Origin of the sequence: Burkholderia sp. 4M9327F10, from assembly GCF_005503145.1 — a bacterium.
GTDB lineage: Bacteria > Pseudomonadota > Gammaproteobacteria > Burkholderiales > Burkholderiaceae > Paraburkholderia.
Genome location: NZ_SCNV01000037.1, coordinates 61935 through 78213 on the forward strand (window position 1 = coordinate 61935; position 16279 = coordinate 78213).

15 protein-coding genes are annotated in these 16279 nt (G+C 62.6%); 9 read left to right on the forward strand and 6 right to left on the reverse strand.

Features of this window, described 5'->3' with window-relative positions; translation table 11 throughout:
* The first annotated feature begins 6 nt into the window (after nt 1-6).
* From FFS45_RS27320 to FFS45_RS27340, 5 genes are read left to right on the forward strand one after another with little or no spacing between them, the layout of a single operon-like run.
* Nucleotides 7-1017: an ABC transporter permease gene (locus FFS45_RS27320; protein ID WP_137957751.1), complete on the forward strand. Its 1011-nt coding sequence runs from the start codon at nt 7-9 to the stop codon at nt 1015-1017.
* A gap of 20 nt (nt 1018-1037) precedes the next feature.
* Nucleotides 1038-1907, forward strand: coding sequence for an ABC transporter permease (locus tag FFS45_RS27325; RefSeq protein WP_137957752.1), 870 nt, complete (start codon nt 1038-1040; stop codon nt 1905-1907).
* Nucleotides 1904-3631 carry an ABC transporter ATP-binding protein gene (locus tag FFS45_RS27330; RefSeq protein WP_137957753.1) on the forward strand — a complete coding sequence of 576 codons (1728 nt, stop codon included), beginning with the start codon at nt 1904-1906 and terminating at the stop codon, nt 3629-3631. The genes FFS45_RS27325 and FFS45_RS27330 overlap by 4 nt, the downstream gene beginning before the upstream one ends.
* Nucleotides 3632-3661: 30 nt before the next feature.
* Complete coding sequence (locus tag FFS45_RS27335) at nt 3662-4999, forward strand: LLM class flavin-dependent oxidoreductase (RefSeq protein ID WP_137957754.1); 1338 nt, start codon at nt 3662-3664, stop codon at nt 4997-4999.
* Between the two features lie 43 nt (nt 5000-5042).
* A complete protein-coding gene (locus tag FFS45_RS27340) occupies nt 5043-5873 on the forward strand; it encodes a VOC family protein (RefSeq protein WP_137957755.1) in 831 nt (276 codons plus the stop codon).
* Between the two features lie 42 nt (nt 5874-5915).
* On the opposite strand, the gene FFS45_RS27345 is transcribed toward FFS45_RS27340, so the two are convergent.
* From FFS45_RS27345 to FFS45_RS27355, 3 genes are all read right to left on the reverse strand, one after another.
* Complete coding sequence (locus tag FFS45_RS27345; RefSeq protein ID WP_137957756.1) at nt 5916-6503, reverse strand: OsmC family protein; 588 nt, start codon at nt 6501-6503, stop codon at nt 5916-5918.
* Nucleotides 6504-6540: 37 nt separating this feature from the next.
* On the reverse strand, nt 6541-7473 hold the full coding sequence (locus FFS45_RS27350; RefSeq protein ID WP_137957757.1) for a TauD/TfdA family dioxygenase: 933 nt from the start codon (nt 7471-7473) through the stop codon (nt 6541-6543).
* A gap of 234 nt (nt 7474-7707) precedes the next feature.
* Nucleotides 7708-8709, reverse strand: a complete 1002-nt coding sequence (locus tag FFS45_RS27355; protein WP_137957758.1) for a helix-turn-helix domain-containing protein — start codon at nt 8707-8709, stop codon at nt 7708-7710.
* An 82-nt stretch (nt 8710-8791) separates the two neighbouring features.
* On the opposite strand from FFS45_RS27355, the gene FFS45_RS27360 reads away from it, so the two are divergent.
* Complete coding sequence (locus FFS45_RS27360) at nt 8792-9250, forward strand: tautomerase (RefSeq protein WP_137957759.1); 459 nt, start codon at nt 8792-8794, stop codon at nt 9248-9250.
* A 186-nt stretch (nt 9251-9436) separates the two neighbouring features.
* Nucleotides 9437-9868, forward strand: a complete 432-nt coding sequence (locus FFS45_RS27365) for a GFA family protein (RefSeq protein ID WP_171029776.1) — start codon at nt 9437-9439, stop codon at nt 9866-9868.
* Nucleotides 9869-9939: 71 nt separating this feature from the next.
* Here the strand turns inward: FFS45_RS27365 and FFS45_RS27370 are convergent, their stop codons facing one another.
* The 3 genes from FFS45_RS27370 to FFS45_RS27380 form a co-directional block, all read right to left on the reverse strand.
* A complete protein-coding gene (locus FFS45_RS27370) occupies nt 9940-10359 on the reverse strand; it encodes an ASCH domain-containing protein (RefSeq protein WP_249362949.1) in 420 nt (139 codons plus the stop codon).
* Nucleotides 10360-10488: 129 nt separating this feature from the next.
* A complete protein-coding gene (locus FFS45_RS27375) occupies nt 10489-11913 on the reverse strand; it encodes a phosphatidylserine/phosphatidylglycerophosphate/cardiolipin synthase family protein (RefSeq protein WP_249362950.1) in 1425 nt (474 codons plus the stop codon).
* Nucleotides 11914-12799: 886 nt separating this feature from the next.
* Nucleotides 12800-13702: a LysR family transcriptional regulator gene (locus tag FFS45_RS27380; RefSeq protein ID WP_137957762.1), complete on the reverse strand. Its 903-nt coding sequence runs from the start codon at nt 13700-13702 to the stop codon at nt 12800-12802.
* Nucleotides 13703-13899: 197 nt separating this feature from the next.
* On the opposite strand from FFS45_RS27380, the gene FFS45_RS27385 reads away from it, so the two are divergent.
* Nucleotides 13900-15126 (forward strand): MFS transporter, encoded by a 1227-nt coding sequence (locus tag FFS45_RS27385; RefSeq protein ID WP_137957763.1) that lies wholly within the window; start codon nt 13900-13902, stop codon nt 15124-15126.
* Nucleotides 15127-15231: 105 nt separating this feature from the next.
* Nucleotides 15232-16038, forward strand: coding sequence for a 2,5-didehydrogluconate reductase DkgB (gene dkgB, locus FFS45_RS27390; protein WP_137957764.1), 807 nt, complete (start codon nt 15232-15234; stop codon nt 16036-16038).
* Nucleotides 16039-16279 lie beyond the last annotated feature (241 nt).

The window sequence follows — 16279 nt, forward strand, 5'->3', positions numbered from 1 at the left end:
CCGAGCATGACACATCCGAGCACCCTTCCCGAGCCTGGCGCGTCGCTGCCGCCCACACCGCCCGCCGCGACGCGGGCTGCGCGCCGGCCATGGCTGCGCTCGCCCATCGCGACCCGCATCGTCACCGGCGCGCTGGTGCTATGGGCGGCGGTGACGCTGTCGTTCGTCGCGGTGCAGATCGCGCCGGGCGACATCGTGAGTCTCCTGATCGGCGAGCAGTTGAGCACGCCGGAGATCCAGGCGGCAATCCGCCAGGAATGGGGGCTCGACGAGCCGCTCTATCTGCAGTATCTGCATTACCTGTGGCGCATCCTGCATGGCGATTTCGGCCGCTCTTACGTGCTCAACACCGACGTCGCGCCGCTTGTGATCGGCCAGTTGTGGCCGACGCTGAAGCTGACCGGCGCGGCGCTTGTCGTGACCATCGTATTCGCGGTCGGCCTTGCGGTGCTGACCGCCGGCCGCCGCTGGGGCGGTCGCGCCGCGTCCGGCCTCGAACTGCTGCTCGCATCGACGCCGTCGTTCTGGCTCGGGATCATGCTGCTGTTCGTCTTCAGCTTCACGCTGAAGCTGTTCCCCGTTGCAGGCGATCGCGGCTTTTCCTCAATCGTGCTGCCCGCGCTTTCGCTGGGGCTCGCGCAGGGCGCCGTGATCGGCCGTGTACTGCGCAAGGGCATCGAGCGTGCGCTCGACGAACCGTTCGCGCTCACTGTGCGCTCGTGGGGGATCGGCGGCCTCGCGCTGCGCGTGCGGCATGCGCTGCGGCATGCGGCGCTGCCCGCTGTCACGCTGGCCGGCTGGCTGGTCGGCGGACTGTTGAGCGGCGCCGTGATCACCGAGCAGGTGTTCGGCCGCCCAGGTCTCGGCAAGATCACCGTCGACGCCGTGCTCGCCAAGGACATGCCCGTGGTCCTCGCGATCGCGATCCTGTCCGCGGCGATCTACGTCGTGCTCAGCACGGCGGTCGACCTGCTTTATCTGCTGATCGATCCACGCCTGCGCGAGCGTCGCGCATAGCGCTGAACCGGAGACCCATCATGTCCGTTCCTCTCGAACTTCCGTCCCGGTCGCGCGCTGGTTTGCGCGCGGCCGGCTGGGTGGCGGCCCATCCCGGCCTCACGCTGGCCGCGCTGTATCTGATACTGAACATCGTCGCGGTGTTCGCGCCTGAATGGCTGACGCGCTACGATCCGCTGGCGGCCGACCCCGTGTCGGCCCAGCTCGGCAGCAGCACCGAGCACTGGCTCGGCACCGACCAGCTCGGCCGCGACATCTTCGCGCGCGTCGTCTACGGCGCACGCTACTCCTTGTCGATCAGCGCGGCAGCGATCGGCGTCGCGACGCTCGCGGGCACTGTGCTCGGCCTGCTTGCCGGGCTCGCGCGGGGCTGGCTGGACGAGCTGATCACACGCTTTCTCGATGTCGTATCGGCGTTCCCGGACCTGCTGCTCGCGCTGATGCTGATCTCGTTTACCGGCCCCGGCCCGGTCAACCTCCTGTTCGCGCTTGGTGTCGCCTCGGTGCCGCGCTTTGCGCGCGTCGTGCGCGCACAGACTTTCGTCGTCGCCGAATCGGGGTATGTCGAGCAGGCGAAGACCTTCGGTCTCGCGCCGTGGGTGCTGGTCTGGCGGCACGTGCTGCCGCACGCCATCGCGCAGGTGCCGGTCCTCGCCACCATCGGACTCGGCACCGCCATCATCGGCACGTCGGGACTTAGTTTTCTCGGTATGGGGCCGCAGCCGCCGGCCGCCGAGTGGGGCTTGATGCTCGCCGAGGGCCGCAACTATCTGTACAACGCGTGGTGGATCGCCGTCTGGCCCGGCGTCGCGATTACGCTGGCCGTCGTTGCCGTGAACGCACTGGGCGGTTACTGGCAGGCGCGCTTTGAACGCAGGGAGCTCGCATGACGTCCACCACCGCTTCTGTTCTGCCCTTCTCTTCCGTGCGTTCCGCCGGTGTGCGCGGCGAGCCTGTCGTGCGCATCGAGAATCTGACGATCGGATTTCGCGGCCGGCACGCGACGAGGCCCGCCGTGGGCCCGCTCGATCTGACCGTACATGCAGGCGAGTGCGTCGCGCTCGTGGGCGAATCGGGTTCCGGCAAATCCGTCACCGCGCGCAGCCTCGTCGGGCTGAACGGCGCGAACGCGGAATGGAACGCCGGGCGCTTCGAGATTGCCGGTGCCGACGCGCGCCGCTATCGGGAGCGTGACTGGCGCGCGATCCGTGGCCGCCAGATCGGTTATGTGCTGCAGGATGCACTGGTGTCGCTCGATCCGCTGTGGCGGGTCAGCGATCTTATCGGCGAGGCGCTACGCGGGGTGCCGTCGCGCGAGCGCCATGCACGCAGCGCCGAGCTTCTGCGCTCGGTCGGCATCGACGATCCTGAACGGCGGCTGCCGCAATATCCCCATCAGTTGTCGGGCGGCCTGCGCCAGCGTGTCCTGATCGGCACCGCGATCGCCGGTGGCGCATCGCTGCTGATCGCCGACGAACCGACCACCGCGCTCGATATGACCGTCCAGCGGCAAATCCTGGCGCTGCTGCGCGCGCGCCGCGATGCGGGCGATACGCTGCTGCTGATCAGCCACGACCTCGCGGTGGTTGCCGAACTCGCCGACCGCGTGCTCGTGATGCGCTCGGGCCGCGTGGTCGAACAGGGCCCGACGCGCGATGTGCTGACCGAGCCCGCGCATCCCTACACGCAGCAGTTGCTGGCCGCGATTCCGGTGCCGGCGTCGCGCGGCTTTCGGCTCGCGCCTCAGACCGGCGACGTGCGGTCCGCGGATACGCCCGCCGGTGCAGGACGGATCCCGCTGCCACAGAAGCGGATCGTTGCAGAGGCTCAGGTGCTGGCCGCCGAATCGGTGGTGAAGCGCTACGGCACGCAGTCCGATGCGCCCGCGGCCGTCGACGACGTCTCGTTCACGCTTGCCAGGGGAGAGACGCTTGGGATAGTCGGCGAGTCCGGGTCGGGAAAGTCGACGCTCGCGCGAATCGTACTCGGCCTCATCGCGCCGGACAGCGGACAGGTGACGCTCGGCGGCGAGCTGTGGAGCGCTTTGCCCGAAGCCGCGCGCCGCGGGCGCCGCACCGGTCTCCAACTGATCGCGCAGGACCCGTATAGCTCGTTCGATCCCCGCTACACCGTCGGTCAGATCATCGGCGAGAGCCTCGACGGCGCCGGCATCCGGGGCGACGCGCGGCGCCGCCGCGTGCTGCAACTGCTCGACGAGGTGCGGCTTGGCGCTGCCTGCTACGAGCGCTACCCGCGCGAACTGTCCGGCGGCCAGCGCCAGCGCGTCGCAATCGCGCGCGCGTTCGCGCCGAATCCGGCGCTGCTCGTCGCCGACGAGCCGGTCAGCGCGCTCGATGTGTCGATCCAGGCGCAGGTGCTCGATCTGCTCGCGGACCTGCAGGCCGAACACGGTACCGCGATGCTGTTCATCTCGCACGATCTCGGCGTGGTGCACCACGTCGCCGACCGGATCATCGTGATGCGGCGCGGCCGCGTCGTCGAGAGCGGTCCGGTCGAGCGCGTGTTCAGCGCCCCCGAACATCCGTACACCGCGTCGCTGCTCGACGCATTGCCGAGCCTTCCCGAGCGCGCGCCGCACGCGGCGCTTGCGTGACGCCCTCCCCATCCTCCATGTGACGACATCATGAGCCAGCCTTCCAGCAGCGTTTCACCTCGCCAGATTCATCTCGGTGCGATCATTCAGGGGCCGTCCGGCAACATGTCCGCCTGGCGGCACCCGGACGCCGTTGCCGATGCGAGCATCAACGTGCGCTTTGTCCACGAACTCGCGCGCGCGGCGGAAGCCGCGAAGTTCGACCTGCTGTTCGTCGCGGATGGCCTGCATATCAACGCAAAGTCGATCCCGCACTTCCTGAACCGCTTCGAACCGCTGACGCTGCTGTCGGCGCTCGCGTCCATCACGACACGTATCGGCCTCGTCGGCACGCTGTCGACCTCGTACAGCGATCCGTTCACGGTAGCCCGCCAGTTTTCCAGTCTCGACCATCTGAGCGACGGCCGCGCCGGCTGGAACGTCGTGACGTCGCCGCTGGAAGGCTCCGCGAAGAATTTCTCGCGCGACAAGCACCCGGAGCACGCGCTGCGCTACCGGATCGCGTCGGAATTCCTGACGGTGACCAAGGGGTTGTGGGATTCATGGGAGGACGACGCGTTCGTGCGCAACAAGGCGACCGGTGTGTTCTTCGATCCGGACAAACTGCACACGCTCAACCACAGCGGCGAGTTCTTCTCGGTCGCCGGGCCGCTCAACATCGGCCGGTCGCGCCAGGGCCGTCCGATCCTGTTCCAGGCCGGTGCGTCCGATGACGGCAAGGCCGTCGCGGTCGAACACGCAGATGCGATCTACACACGCCAGGAGACGATTCCGCTTGCGCAGGCGTTCTATGCGGACGTGCAGAAACGGCTCGCTGCGCATGGCCGCGCGCCGGACAGCCTGAAGGTGTTTCAGGGAACCAGCGTGATCGTCGCGGATTCGGCCGATGATGCCGAGGCGCGCTACCAGGAAACCGCGCGGCTCGTGACGATCGACAACGCGCTGGACTACCTCGGCCGCTATTTCGATCACCACGACTTCGCGCAGTATCCGCTCGACGCGCCCTTCCCCGATATCGGCGATCTCGGCAGCAACCAGTTCCGCAGCACCACCGATGCGATCAAGCGCGACGCCTATGAGCGCGGCCTGTCGCTGCGCGAAGTCGCGCTCGAGGCGGCGACGCCGCGCCCGAGCTTTGCCGGCACGCCCGAGCAGATCGCGGATGGATTGCAGGCGTGGGTCGAGGCACGCGCGACCGACGGCTTTATCGTGCGCGGCGGCACGCCGACCGCGTTCACCGATTTCGCCACGAAGGTCGTGCCGATCCTGCAGGAGCGCGGCGTCTACCGGCGCGACTACGAAGGCTCGACGCTACGCGAGCATCTTGGACTCGACTTTCCGCTCAACCAGTTCGCGCGGACGGCCTGAGCTTTGGGTGCGCGGCATTAATCAACCAACCTGACATCGACCTATGACGCTTTCAATCGACCACATTGTCATTCGCGTGCGCGATCTCGAACAGACCATCGCCGATTACGTTGAACTCGGTTTCACCGTCCAGCGCGGCGGCACGCACGCCGACGGCGCGACGCACAATGCGCTGATCGGCTTCCAGGACGGCAGCTACTTCGAGCTGATTGCCTTTCTGCGCGATGCACCCGAGCATCGCTGGTGGGATGCGGATAATCGCGCGGGCGACGGACTCGTCGATTTTGCGCTGCTGCCGGAATCGGTAAAGACGGTTGTTGATGCTGCGCGTCAGCGCGGACTCAGCTACGAAGGACCGATTGCCGGTGGCCGCGTACGGCCGGATGGTGAGCGTCTTGCATGGCAACTAGGCAAACCGGCGACGCCCGACTTGCCTTTTCTCTGTGGCGATGTCACGCCACGCCATCTGCGCGTGGCCGAAGGCGAGGTGCGATTCCATCGCAACGGTGCACGCGGTATATCGGGCCTCAACGTTGCCGTGCGCGATCTCGACGCCAGCGTGAGCCGGTATCGTGCGCTGCTGGGCGAGCCGCTGCAGGTGCACCGGTCGGCGTTGCCCGGCCACGGGGTTTGGTTCGCTACCTTGTCGATCGGTGCGACGACGCTCACGCTGCTGAGTCCGTCGGGCACCGCGAGCGGGACGGGCCTCGCAAAAGAACTCGAGGAGCGCCTCGCGTCGCGAGGTGAAGGTGTATTCGGGGTTGTGCTGAATGGCCCGCAGGGCGCCTCCCCTCACCTGCTGCCGCTCGGTCTGACGCACGGCGCCGGTCTGGAAGTGCTGCCTACGGTCAACGCCGAACCGGCACGAAGCTGAACATAGGCAGCGGGCCGAGCCCACGCGCCACCTGGGTGGCGCTTATTTGCCTTCTGTCGTCGCGGCCTCGGTGCGCTTCTCTTCCGTTCGCACACCGGACTCGCCACCCGTGTGGCGCAACTCACCGAGGATCGTCTGCGGTTGCGTCAGCAGGTTATAGATCGGGCACACCGCCTCGACGGCGGCGTGCAGCGCGCGGATTGTCTCCGGCGATTCAGGCGACTGGATATTCAGCGTGTAGCGGATATTGTGCGGAAAGATCGGCACGTTTTCAAATCCGGGCTGCTGCGCGAGCGGGTGCTGCTCGCCGGTGACTTCCACATCGATCGAATCGATCCGTAACTGCCGCTCGGCTGCCTGAATCAGCGTGATATGCGTCAGGCAACTGCCAAGCACGCCCAGTTGCAGTTCGGGCGATGCCGGTCCGAGGTTGTAGCCGGCGAAATCGGCGGGGCTGTCGCTGATGACCTGGAAATCGCGGATGCGGATTTCGCGTACCCCGCTACGCCCTAGCGCCCGCACATTCGCCTTGAGCTGCACCGCTTTCACCGCGGGATCGTTGCGGGCCGCTTCGCGCCTGGCAAGCCAGGCCGCGCGCTTCTGAACCAGATATTCGTTGAGAGTCGTCATGGGTTGGTGGAGGTCTGGGAAATCAGGCGCGTATCGTTCAGAATACGCCGTCGTGCTCGATCGTAATGCGGTGAATGCGTCTGCGCGCCGAACCGTAGTCACGTGCGGCGTAATGCTGGACCTGGCGGTTGTCCCATATCGCAACGTCACCGGCGCGCCATTCGAAGCGCGCCTGCACTTCCGGCGTCTTGATCAGGTCATACAGGTAGTTCAGCAAGCTCTGGCTGGCCGTTTTCGACACGCCGAGCAGATGACTCGTATGCCCTTCGTTAACGAACACGAGCTTGCGGCCGTTCTCCGGGTGCGTCTTCACGACCGGGACTTCGATAGGCGGATACTTTTGCGCCGCGTCGCGTACCCGGGCCAGGCCGGCTTCCACAGCGGAGCCATCCGTGCCCTCCGGCACGTCATAGCCGCTCAGCAGTTCCGATAACGCCTGCTTCTTCGGCGAGGCGATGAAGGTATTCACCGCCTTCAGCTTTTCGAAGTAGCGGGCCAGATCGGGATCCAGCAGGTCGTAGACTGCCGCCGCCGAGGACCAGATCGTGTCGCCTCCCCCGCCTTCGGGAATCTCCTGCGCGTGAAGAACGGTGGCCTTGGGCGGTTGCGACTGCCATGAAACGTCGACGTGCCAGTTGTCCGTGCCGCTCGAATGCGTGCCGTCGCGATGTGCGATGACCTCGATCTCGGGGAACCCGGTGACGGCCGGCAGATAGATATTCTTGCGCACCGGTGTGCCGAAGATGCGCGCAAGCGCAACGTGCTGCTCGGGTGCCAGCGTCTGCTCGCGAAAAAAAATGACGCCGTGGTCGACAAGCGCCTGTCTGAGGGTTTGCCGGTTTTCTTCGCTGAGTGGTTGGGAGAGATCGACGCTTTCGATCACGGCGCCGATCAGCGGCTTGTAGCGGCGTACCTGCAGGTTTTGATGGGCGCTTGATTCGGACTGGTGGGGTTCGAGCACTGCACTCATGGCGTCCTCCTATCGGGCGTAGAGGAACCATATAAGCAGTTGAGCGATGCCTCGACAACCAAGTATTTGGCGTATCGATATGTCGTGTTGGTCGATTTGTTTAGTCGGTGCGGTGGGCTGCCACGGAGTCACGATGAAGACTCATTTCCAGCTTGAGCCGGGACGATATTTCCACCTGCTGATGCGCGCGTTCCTCAAAGACAGAAGCGGACAGTTGAGCGTGCAGGCATCAGATCAACTGTACGCCCCGAACGCGGTCGGCCTGAACTGTCTCGGGGTCGCACCGACAAGCTTACGCATCATTCTTCTGAGCGCCGTTGCATCTCTGTAGCCCACTTGCTCTGCGATCTGCTCGACGGTCATTCGGCTTGTGGCGAGCAGCACGCGCGCCCTGCCCAGCCGGATGCTTTGCAATAAGTCCTGAGTGCTACGTCCGGTAGCCGCCCGCACGTGACGCGCGAATGTTCGCTCCGACACGCAAAACTGCGCCGCCAGGTCGGCCAGACTGGGCAGCTCAGGCAATGACGCCTCTACATACGCGACGATCCTGCTTGTCAGCTCGTTCCCGCTCGCGAGCAGAGACGGAGCGATAAAGGGTGCTTGCGCCTGTCGCGCGTCGGCAAGAAGCACGCGAGATAGGGTATCCGCCAGCGCGGGCCCGAATTTGCTACACAGCAGATGCAACATCAAATCGGTTTGCGCGAGTGCCGCGCCTGCCGTCACAACTCTGCTGTCCTCGAGCACCATTCGGTCTGCATCGACCGTGCAGCGTTTCTCCATGCGTTGAAGCAATGGCGCCAGCCACCATGACGTTGTCGCCCGACGACCGGCGAGAAGACCCGCCGCCTGAAGCAGAAAAACGGCAGAACAGGACGCCGCTACGGTACCGCCACGTTGCGCATGAGAGCGTAACGCCATGATCGCCGTAAGCGCGTCGTCCTGTTTCATCCGACTCGCTATATCAATTGGACTTTCAAGTCCCAGCCCGGGCACGATCCAGATCGAACTATCGGCGCGCGCCGTCTTCGGCAAAGGCTTCGCATCAATTGAAAGACCGTGGCCTAACTGTACTCTGTTGCCGGCAGTCGAGTAGACGCGCCATCGAGGTGCTACGACGTCAACACTGGCTGAAACCGAAGCCGCAGCCGACAGAATGTCGAGCGTTAGCGCGACGCTCGATGGGTAGGCGCCGCCAAGGACGAGAATCGTGAAATCATAGAATGGCGGAATACGCATGAAAGATGTCCTGGTAGACACTCGGATTGTGCGCACGCCGACGCTCTAATGCAAGCTCCCGGACACACATGAAGAGGCTCACTTGCCAAACATTCTCGTCAAGATTCCCAAGGACTCTTTTCCCGTTCAGCATCGCGAGGCATTAGTACGCCTGCTCAATAATGCTGCAGCAAGTGCAGAGCAGATCCCCGACGACGCGAAGAAGCGCTTCCTATGCTGGGTCGTCGTCGACGAAGTCGCTCCGGGATTATGGACATGCGGAGGAATCGATGTGACAGCACAGGTTTTACCGTGCATTGCGATGATCTATCTACCGGCTGGCGTGCTGGATGCTGCTGCTCGCGCCCGATACGTCAGTCTGGCTCACGAAGCCTTCAGGCAAGCTTTGCCTGCTGCAGACCAGCGTCAACTTGTGACGTCCGTGATCGTGCACGATGTCATGGAGGGCACATGGGGAGCAAACGGCGCAATCTGGCGTCTCCCTGATTTTGCGGCCGCAGCTGGTTTTGCTCACCTGAAATCACTGGGTTACACCGTCTGACGACGCAACAGGGCGTTATCGGCGAGAGGACCACCTTGTTATCTGCCGCATTGCGTGGTTCGTTAGCCGGTCAACGTCCGCTTGGAGCCGCCGACAAAACTACCTCGTAAATTCAAACGCGGCGATTGCACGCCGATAGCACGCCGATAGCACAGTACAATGAGTTGCTTACATTACGCTATTGAGATAACTATGTCACTTCGTGTTGCGTGCCTATGTGGAAAGATTTCCGTCGACCTGCACGGCAGCCCGGTCGCACGCGCGAACTGCCACTGTTCGTCATGTAGAGGCTTTTACGGAACGTCCGTGTTTTCTGCAACGGCCTGGGAGTCCGATGCGGTTTGTATTAACGAAGGTGTGGGACAAACCTTCAAACATCCAGAAAAGCAGCTGACGAAAACGTTTTGCGGCGTTTGCGGCGACGTTGTGTTCGGCACCAATCGACTGGGAATGCGTGTGGTCCCGAATGCTCTAGTCGCCCGCGCTGCCGACGGGAAGCTCGACGCAGCCCTGGCTCCGACAATGCACCTGTTCTATCGGCAGCGCGTCGTGGATGTCCGGGATGATCTGCCAAAGTACCTCGATGGTTGGGATGGCCCTACGTACGCATCGCAGTAAGTCATTAGCAATAGGGATCAAGGTGCCGAGACCTTTCATTTTGTCTGCTCCCGTCCCGCTCAATCCATGATTTAACGCGCTACGATCTCGATCAATTCAAAATGCAGAGTCACTAGTTCGAAATGATCATGCAGGTCTTCGTGCGGCATGCACCGAGTATGGACTTCCCGGAATTCTTCGGCATTGGAGAATGCTTCACCGCGCCAGACTTCCTCAGGAATGTCGCCGAATTCGATCGTATAAACTTTGGTTGCTTTGATGATGCAGCGAAGCCTCTGCTTTAGATCGTAGACCTCGATGATGTCACCCGGCTCATAACTTCCGTCGCCATATTCGCCGTACGGTTTGTAATACGCCGCGACCGTATCGGCGGTGACGGTCTTTCGACCATCCATGACGGCGCGCGGCAAACTGTCGTCGTTTTCGTCAGCACCCCAAAAGGTCAACCTCTTTCTTCTGTTCATCCGCATCCCTGCGTGTAGTTGCTTCATCAAACCGTCACTGATTGTCGGCGATTTGGGCGATCCAGTCGAAGGACCCGGCATGGCCGACCACCGCGCGACACAGTGCGAACGGCAACCCAAACTGGCCACGTAGCCTGGCGACAGGGCTCGCCGCGCTCAGAGGAAGCGCCTGATCAGTACCGTCACCCACCGCCAGGCGCCGCCGCAGCCGGCGGCCCGGCAGCGCGCATTGGGATCCGCCAGAAGGCGGCCATTGGCGTCGCTCACCGAACTTGAGTTGCGCAGGAAGTACGCCACGCTGTCTTGCAAGGGATCGAGCCCGTTCTCAGGGATATCTATCCACAGGCCGTTTTCGGTATTCAAGCGGGCCGACAGCGAATCGAAATTGAAACTGCCGAGATAATATCGATGACCGTCGATGAGGACCAGCTTGGCGTGCATCATGCGGTTCTCCCGGTCGGAATATTCGCGTACCTCGATCCCGGCATTCACTAGGCCGGGCAGATCGTCGGCATAGGCGCGCCCGACTGCGGGGAATTCCTGCGTGATGCTCGCTAGCGACGCGCTCACCAGGATCACGTGGACACCTTCGCGCTGCTTGCGCTCAAGCGCCTCGCGCAGTTCCGGCACCAGGATCAGGTAGGGGTTGATGATCAGGATCTCGTGCTGCGCCGTATCGAACGCTTGTAGCATGTCCTGCAACGTGCCGGGCGAACGCTTGTCGGGCCAGTCGTGGACATAGCGCAGGCGTTCGCAGGCGATCGGCGTCCAGGCGGGATCGAAATACGCCCCGGGAGCGGACGCAGCGACGGGATCATTGGGCGTATCGGAGGCAGTCGGTGTATCGGTAGCGGCCAGGTCTGGCGTCTCGGCTGCAGCATCGAGCGGAGCCAGCAGCCATTCGCGCCAATAACGGATGCGCGCCGGGTCCAGCGTCGCATCACCCTGCGAGACGCGATAAGGACTGGCGACTTTGAGGAATTTTTCCGGCTCGGGGCGAACCGCCTCCGGGCTATTCCAGAACAGGGCGAAATGCTGGTACATGGCGTGCAGGGAGGAAGCATCCTGGCCGGCGTCGCCCGACACCATCAGATCGCGCTCGCTGAGCCAGTTGCGGAAGCTCGCATCCCAGATCGAGGTACTGCCTATCACGGCCGTGTCGCCAACCAGGAACAGCTTGTCGTGCATGCGATGCGAAATCTCGACGAGATCGGATCGTGGATGGAAGATGCGGAGTTCGATGCCGGGAGCCACCTCGTGAAGGGCGACGATGAGCTCGTCCTCGAACGGATAGTGCGGCTCGGGGCCGATGCCGTCGATCAGCAGCTTGACCGGCACGCCTCGGCGCGCGGCCTCGACCAGATGACGCAACAGCAGGCCGCCGGTCTGATCGATTTCGAAGATGTAGGCGAGGATGCGGATCTGCTCGCGAGGCGTGGCACGGTCGACCAGCGCAATCCGCGACTGCATCAACTGACCGTCGTCAAGACTGGCGACCAGGTCGACACATTGCGCGTGGACGTGCTGGGAAGAGGCAAACACGCATGCCAGAATGAGCGCCAGGCTTCTCGTTGTGGTCATGATGTGGCGAACGGGTTCGATGTGTCTCGGGCCTTACGTTCTTGAAGGTCTGGAAGGCTTTGTCGCATTAGCGCATTCAAGTAGCTCGCTGTTACTTCGAGAAGGTGAACAGAACGGTGAGCCCAGGATAGTTGCCGTGGACAAGAGCGACGCGAATCTGGCTGCACTTCAAGCACGCAGTGGACAGGACCTCAGCGCAGTTGAAAGAATGGCTTTCCAGAATGTCCGATTGTCGCCGATTTATGAGCACTGTTCCAACGACCGCGCATGGCCGCCAATTGCCTACGGCCTTGTGGTGGCGCCCGTCGTGTCTACGGTGATACAGAAATGTAGTCGATCCATCGCTTCTGGATACGTTTTCGACCACTCCAGTGCGGCAACACGGATTGTCCGACGACAGAAGTCGGCAGCATCGGGTACAGAAAGACCCTCTAAACTCGTTGTTCCCTGCGGTGCATTGCCGTGACCGACCCGCCCATCCGCATACTGAATCCATCCTTCCCAACCGAGGATGTGAATCTGGTTGATCGCACACCAATCAACTGCGGCAATAGCCGCGTCGAGCGGAAGGACGATCTCCCTACGTGAAATTGAGCGCCGCGCGATCTCGGGCGGCAACATTCGCGACTGCGGCATTTGACACACCCAACAAGGTCCGAAATTGCAGGATTGTCAGCAGTCTTGCCTCGATTGTCGAGCGTCCGTTCATGGCTGGACCCGGAAGTATGGCCGGCGCCCTTCAGTCATCTGCCCGATCTCGACGCGAACTTCCCTTGTCGACCCGTTTGAGACATTCAGCTTTCCGCGAAGCGGCCGCCGCGTTGCGGCGCAAGGAATCTCTGAAGCGACTGTACGGATACTCCTCTTGCCGGGTTCGAATTGCAGGCTATCGTTCAAATTCCGTACCGCGAACCGCCTCGATCAGATAGTCGACGAAAGAGGCAATCCGCGCGGAAATCGCGGTATTGCGGTAGTAGACCGCGTTGATCGGCTGCCGGACATCCTGTGTCTGACGAGAGAATAGCTGCACAAGCGTCCCTTCGCGTCGATCGCGCGCCGTCATGAAGTCGGACAGGCACGCGATACCGGCACCAGCCAGCGCGAGTTGCCGAAGCGTCTCCCCACTCGATGACCAGATGGTGGGTGCAATTCGATACGGCTCGTTGTCTGGCCCGGAAATCGGCCAGACGTTAAGCGCCTCAGGCTGGTTGAAGCCCAGTAACGCATGCTTCGCCAGTTCCTCAACTCGCCTGGGGTGGCCATGGCGTTCCAGGTAGGCAGGACTGGCGAGAATGCGCAGGCGGCTGCGCCCTACCGGCTTGCCATGCAGCGTGGAATCCTTCAACTGGCCGATCCGGATTGCGACATCTGTGCGCCGCTCCAGCAGATCGATGATGCCTTCGTTGCTGTTCAGCTCCAGCTCCACCTGCGGAAAGCGCTCCCGGTAACCCTGCACGGCCGGCACGATCACATGCAGCATGAACGGCGTGGCCGCATCCACCCGCAACCGCCCCGAGGGCCGTTCGCGCCGCGCGGCCATCTGCTCCTCCGCCCCTTCCACCGAGGCGATGATTGCCCTCGCATCGCTCAGGAACGCCCGCCCTTCCTCACTCAACTCCAGGCGCCGGGTAGTACGACGCAGCAGCGTGGTCTTGAGCTTGCTTTCCAGCCTTCCCAAGGTCCGGCTAGTGGCAGAAATAGTCAGATCGAGCTGTTGCGCCGCTGCCGTAATGGAGCCAGTGTCGACAACGCTCACGAACGCCTGCAACTCATCTAACGTGATCTTCATTTTTGACTTTAAATCAAAACATATTCCTTTATAGACTAGTTTTTGATCAAAAGTAAAGGGCGCACACTTCGTCCCGACTTCACCGAAACCCGGACTGCAAATCGTGCCCCTCGCCCTTCATCCGGTCACGAGACGTTCAGCGAAATCGCCCGTGAGGTCCTTCCCCAGTTTCATCAACACATGACGGAGAAATCAGCATGAACGAGGCTCAAACGTCGACTGCAGTTCAATCAGGGAGCGCATGGCTGTCGCTACTGGCGCTCGCCATGGGTGCGTTCAGTATCGGCACCACCGAATTTTCGCCAATGGGGCTGCTGCCGGTCATCGCCCAAGGCGTGCACGTTTCCATTCCGACCGCCGGCATGCTGATCACCACTTACGCCATCGGTGTCATGATCGGCGCGCCACTGATGACGCTCGCCCTGTCCCGCTGGTCGCGGCGAACCGCGCTCATTGCGCTGATGAGCATTTTCACTCTCGGCAATCTGCTCTCGGCGATATCGTCAAGCTACACGACGCTGCTGCTTGCGCGTCTCGTCACGAGCCTCAATCACGGGGCATTCTTCGGGCTGGGCTCGCTCGTCGCAGCAAGCGTCGTGCCGCGCCACAAGCAGGCCAGTGCAGTGGCCACCATGTTCATGGGCCTGACGATCGCAAACATTGGCGGCGTTCCCGCTGCTACGTGGCTTGGCCAGGCCATCGGCTGGCGGATGTCGTTCGTGGCAACCGCAGGACTGGGAATCCTCACGATGCTGGTCCTGCGGTTTGCGCTTCCACAGGGCGAACCCGGGAACGTTCCGCACGTTCGTGGCGAGCTGAAGGTCCTTACCCGCCCGGTCGTGCTGATGGCAATGGCAACGACCGTGCTTGGCGCAGGTGCGATGTTCACCCTGTACACCTATATCGCGCCGACGCTCGAACATCTCGCCGGCGCATCGCCCGCCTTCGTGACCGCCATGCTCGTGGTCGTCGGTGTGGGCTTTTCGATCGGCAACGTTGCAGGCGGCCGGCTCGCGGACCGCTCACTCAATGGGAGCCTTATCGTCTTCTTGGTCCTGCTCTCCGCCGTCATGCTCGCGTTCCCTCTACTGGCAAAGACTCATATCGGCACCGCGCTCGCCGTTCTTGGCTGGGGCATCGCCACGTTCGCCGTCGTTCCGCCATTGCAGATGCGGGTCATGCGTGCCGCGTCGGAGGCCCCGGGGCTCGCATCTTCGGTCAACGTGGGTGCCTTCAATCTCGGCAATGCCGTTGGTGCAGCCGCCGGCGGAGCAGCGATTTCCGCTGGCTTTGGATACGCAGCGGTACCCGTTGTCGGCGCGCTGATCGCTGCCGCCGGATTGCTACTGGTGTTCGTGCAGATGGCCCTGCAGCGTGAGCCGCAGCGCAGTTCCGCACGCGATGTCTCGTCGTCCAGTATCTGATTTCAGTTCAATTGCATTTCGCACTTACAACCGTTTTTCGCACAGACCGGAAATGGCACGCTGCTTCTGTCTGTGCCTCTTTCAATCAACTCCATGGAGAACATGATGAGCAATATTCCTGCTTTTGGCCTCGGAACCTTCCGCCTGCAGGGCCAGGTTGTCATTGATTCGGTACGCAATGGCCTCGAAGTCGGCTACCGCGCGATCGACACCGCGCAGATCTATGGCAACGAAGCCGAAGTGGGCGAAGCGATCACCGCTTCGGGCATCGCGCGCAAGGATCTCTTCCTGACCACAAAAATCTGGGTCGACAACTACGCCCGTGAAAAACTGGTTCCGAGCCTCAAGGACAGTCTGAAGAAGCTGCGCACCGATGTTGTGGATCTCACGCTGATTCACTGGCCCGCGCCGAATAACGGGGTCCCGCTTGAGGAATTCATGAGCGCGCTCGCAGAAGCGAAGTCGCGGGGCCTGACGAAGCAGATCGGTGTGTCCAATTTCAACATCGAACTGACGAAGCAGGCAATCGCGGTGGTCGGCAAAGAGAACATCGCTACCAATCAGATCGAACTGAGCCCGTATCTGCAGAGCCGCAAGCTCGTCAGCCTCCTCCAGCAGGAGGGCATCCACGTCACGTCGTACATGACGCTCGCCTATGGTAAGGTGCTCGGCGATCCGGTCATCCGCGAGATCGCCGAACGACGCCACGCGACACCGGCCCAGGTGGCGCTCGCGTGGGCGCTGCGCCTTGGCTACTCGGTCATCCCTTCGTCGACGAAGCGTGAAAACCTCGCCAGCAACCTGCTCGCGCGGACGCTCGAGCTGACCGACGAAGATATGGCTCAAATCGCGGCGCTCGAACGCAACGGCCGCGAAGTGAGTCCCGATGGCCTCGTTGCGCAGTGGGATTGAAACTTAAAACCCTTGCTGAAGGTTCGCGGCAATCATGCCGCGAACACAATCAGGATTACATTGTGATCTGGCGACTCTTCGGATGGCACAACGACCGATTATTTCTGTGCGCGAGCATGTCGGTTCTGTAGTCGGGCCTGCAAAATTCAGTTTGCCTGACGCACGACGCCGATCGGGCATTTTGTCGGCGCAGGAAGGTTAGGCCGCCGGAAGCGTCCGCTGCGCAAGCAGCGGATGCGAC

What these genes read in the sequence shown, in the direction of transcription:
- FFS45_RS27340 (WP_137957755.1), top strand. Translation starts at nt 5,043, where the DNA reads ATGACGCTTTCAATCGACCACATTGTCATTCGCGTGCGCGATCTCGAA.
- FFS45_RS27380 (WP_137957762.1), bottom strand. Translation starts at nt 13,702, where the DNA reads ATGAAGATCACGTTAGATGAGTTGCAGGCGTTCGTGAGCGTTGTCGAC.
- FFS45_RS27330 (WP_137957753.1), top strand. Translation starts at nt 1,904, where the DNA reads ATGACGTCCACCACCGCTTCTGTTCTGCCCTTCTCTTCCGTGCGTTCC.
- dkgB (WP_137957764.1), top strand. Translation starts at nt 15,232, where the DNA reads ATGAGCAATATTCCTGCTTTTGGCCTCGGAACCTTCCGCCTGCAGGGC.
- FFS45_RS27355 (WP_137957758.1), bottom strand. Translation starts at nt 8,709, where the DNA reads ATGCGTATTCCGCCATTCTATGATTTCACGATTCTCGTCCTTGGCGGC.
- FFS45_RS27320 (WP_137957751.1), top strand. Translation starts at nt 7, where the DNA reads ATGACACATCCGAGCACCCTTCCCGAGCCTGGCGCGTCGCTGCCGCCC.
- FFS45_RS27385 (WP_137957763.1), top strand. Translation starts at nt 13,900, where the DNA reads ATGAACGAGGCTCAAACGTCGACTGCAGTTCAATCAGGGAGCGCATGG.
- FFS45_RS27345 (WP_137957756.1), bottom strand. Translation starts at nt 6,503, where the DNA reads ATGACGACTCTCAACGAATATCTGGTTCAGAAGCGCGCGGCCTGGCTT.
- FFS45_RS27370 (WP_249362949.1), bottom strand. Translation starts at nt 10,359, where the DNA reads ATGAAGCAACTACACGCAGGGATGCGGATGAACAGAAGAAAGAGGTTG.
- FFS45_RS27335 (WP_137957754.1), top strand. Translation starts at nt 3,662, where the DNA reads ATGAGCCAGCCTTCCAGCAGCGTTTCACCTCGCCAGATTCATCTCGGT.
- FFS45_RS27350 (WP_137957757.1), bottom strand. Translation starts at nt 7,473, where the DNA reads ATGAGTGCAGTGCTCGAACCCCACCAGTCCGAATCAAGCGCCCATCAA.
- FFS45_RS27375 (WP_249362950.1), bottom strand. Translation starts at nt 11,913, where the DNA reads ATGACCACAACGAGAAGCCTGGCGCTCATTCTGGCATGCGTGTTTGCC.
- FFS45_RS27325 (WP_137957752.1), top strand. Translation starts at nt 1,038, where the DNA reads ATGTCCGTTCCTCTCGAACTTCCGTCCCGGTCGCGCGCTGGTTTGCGC.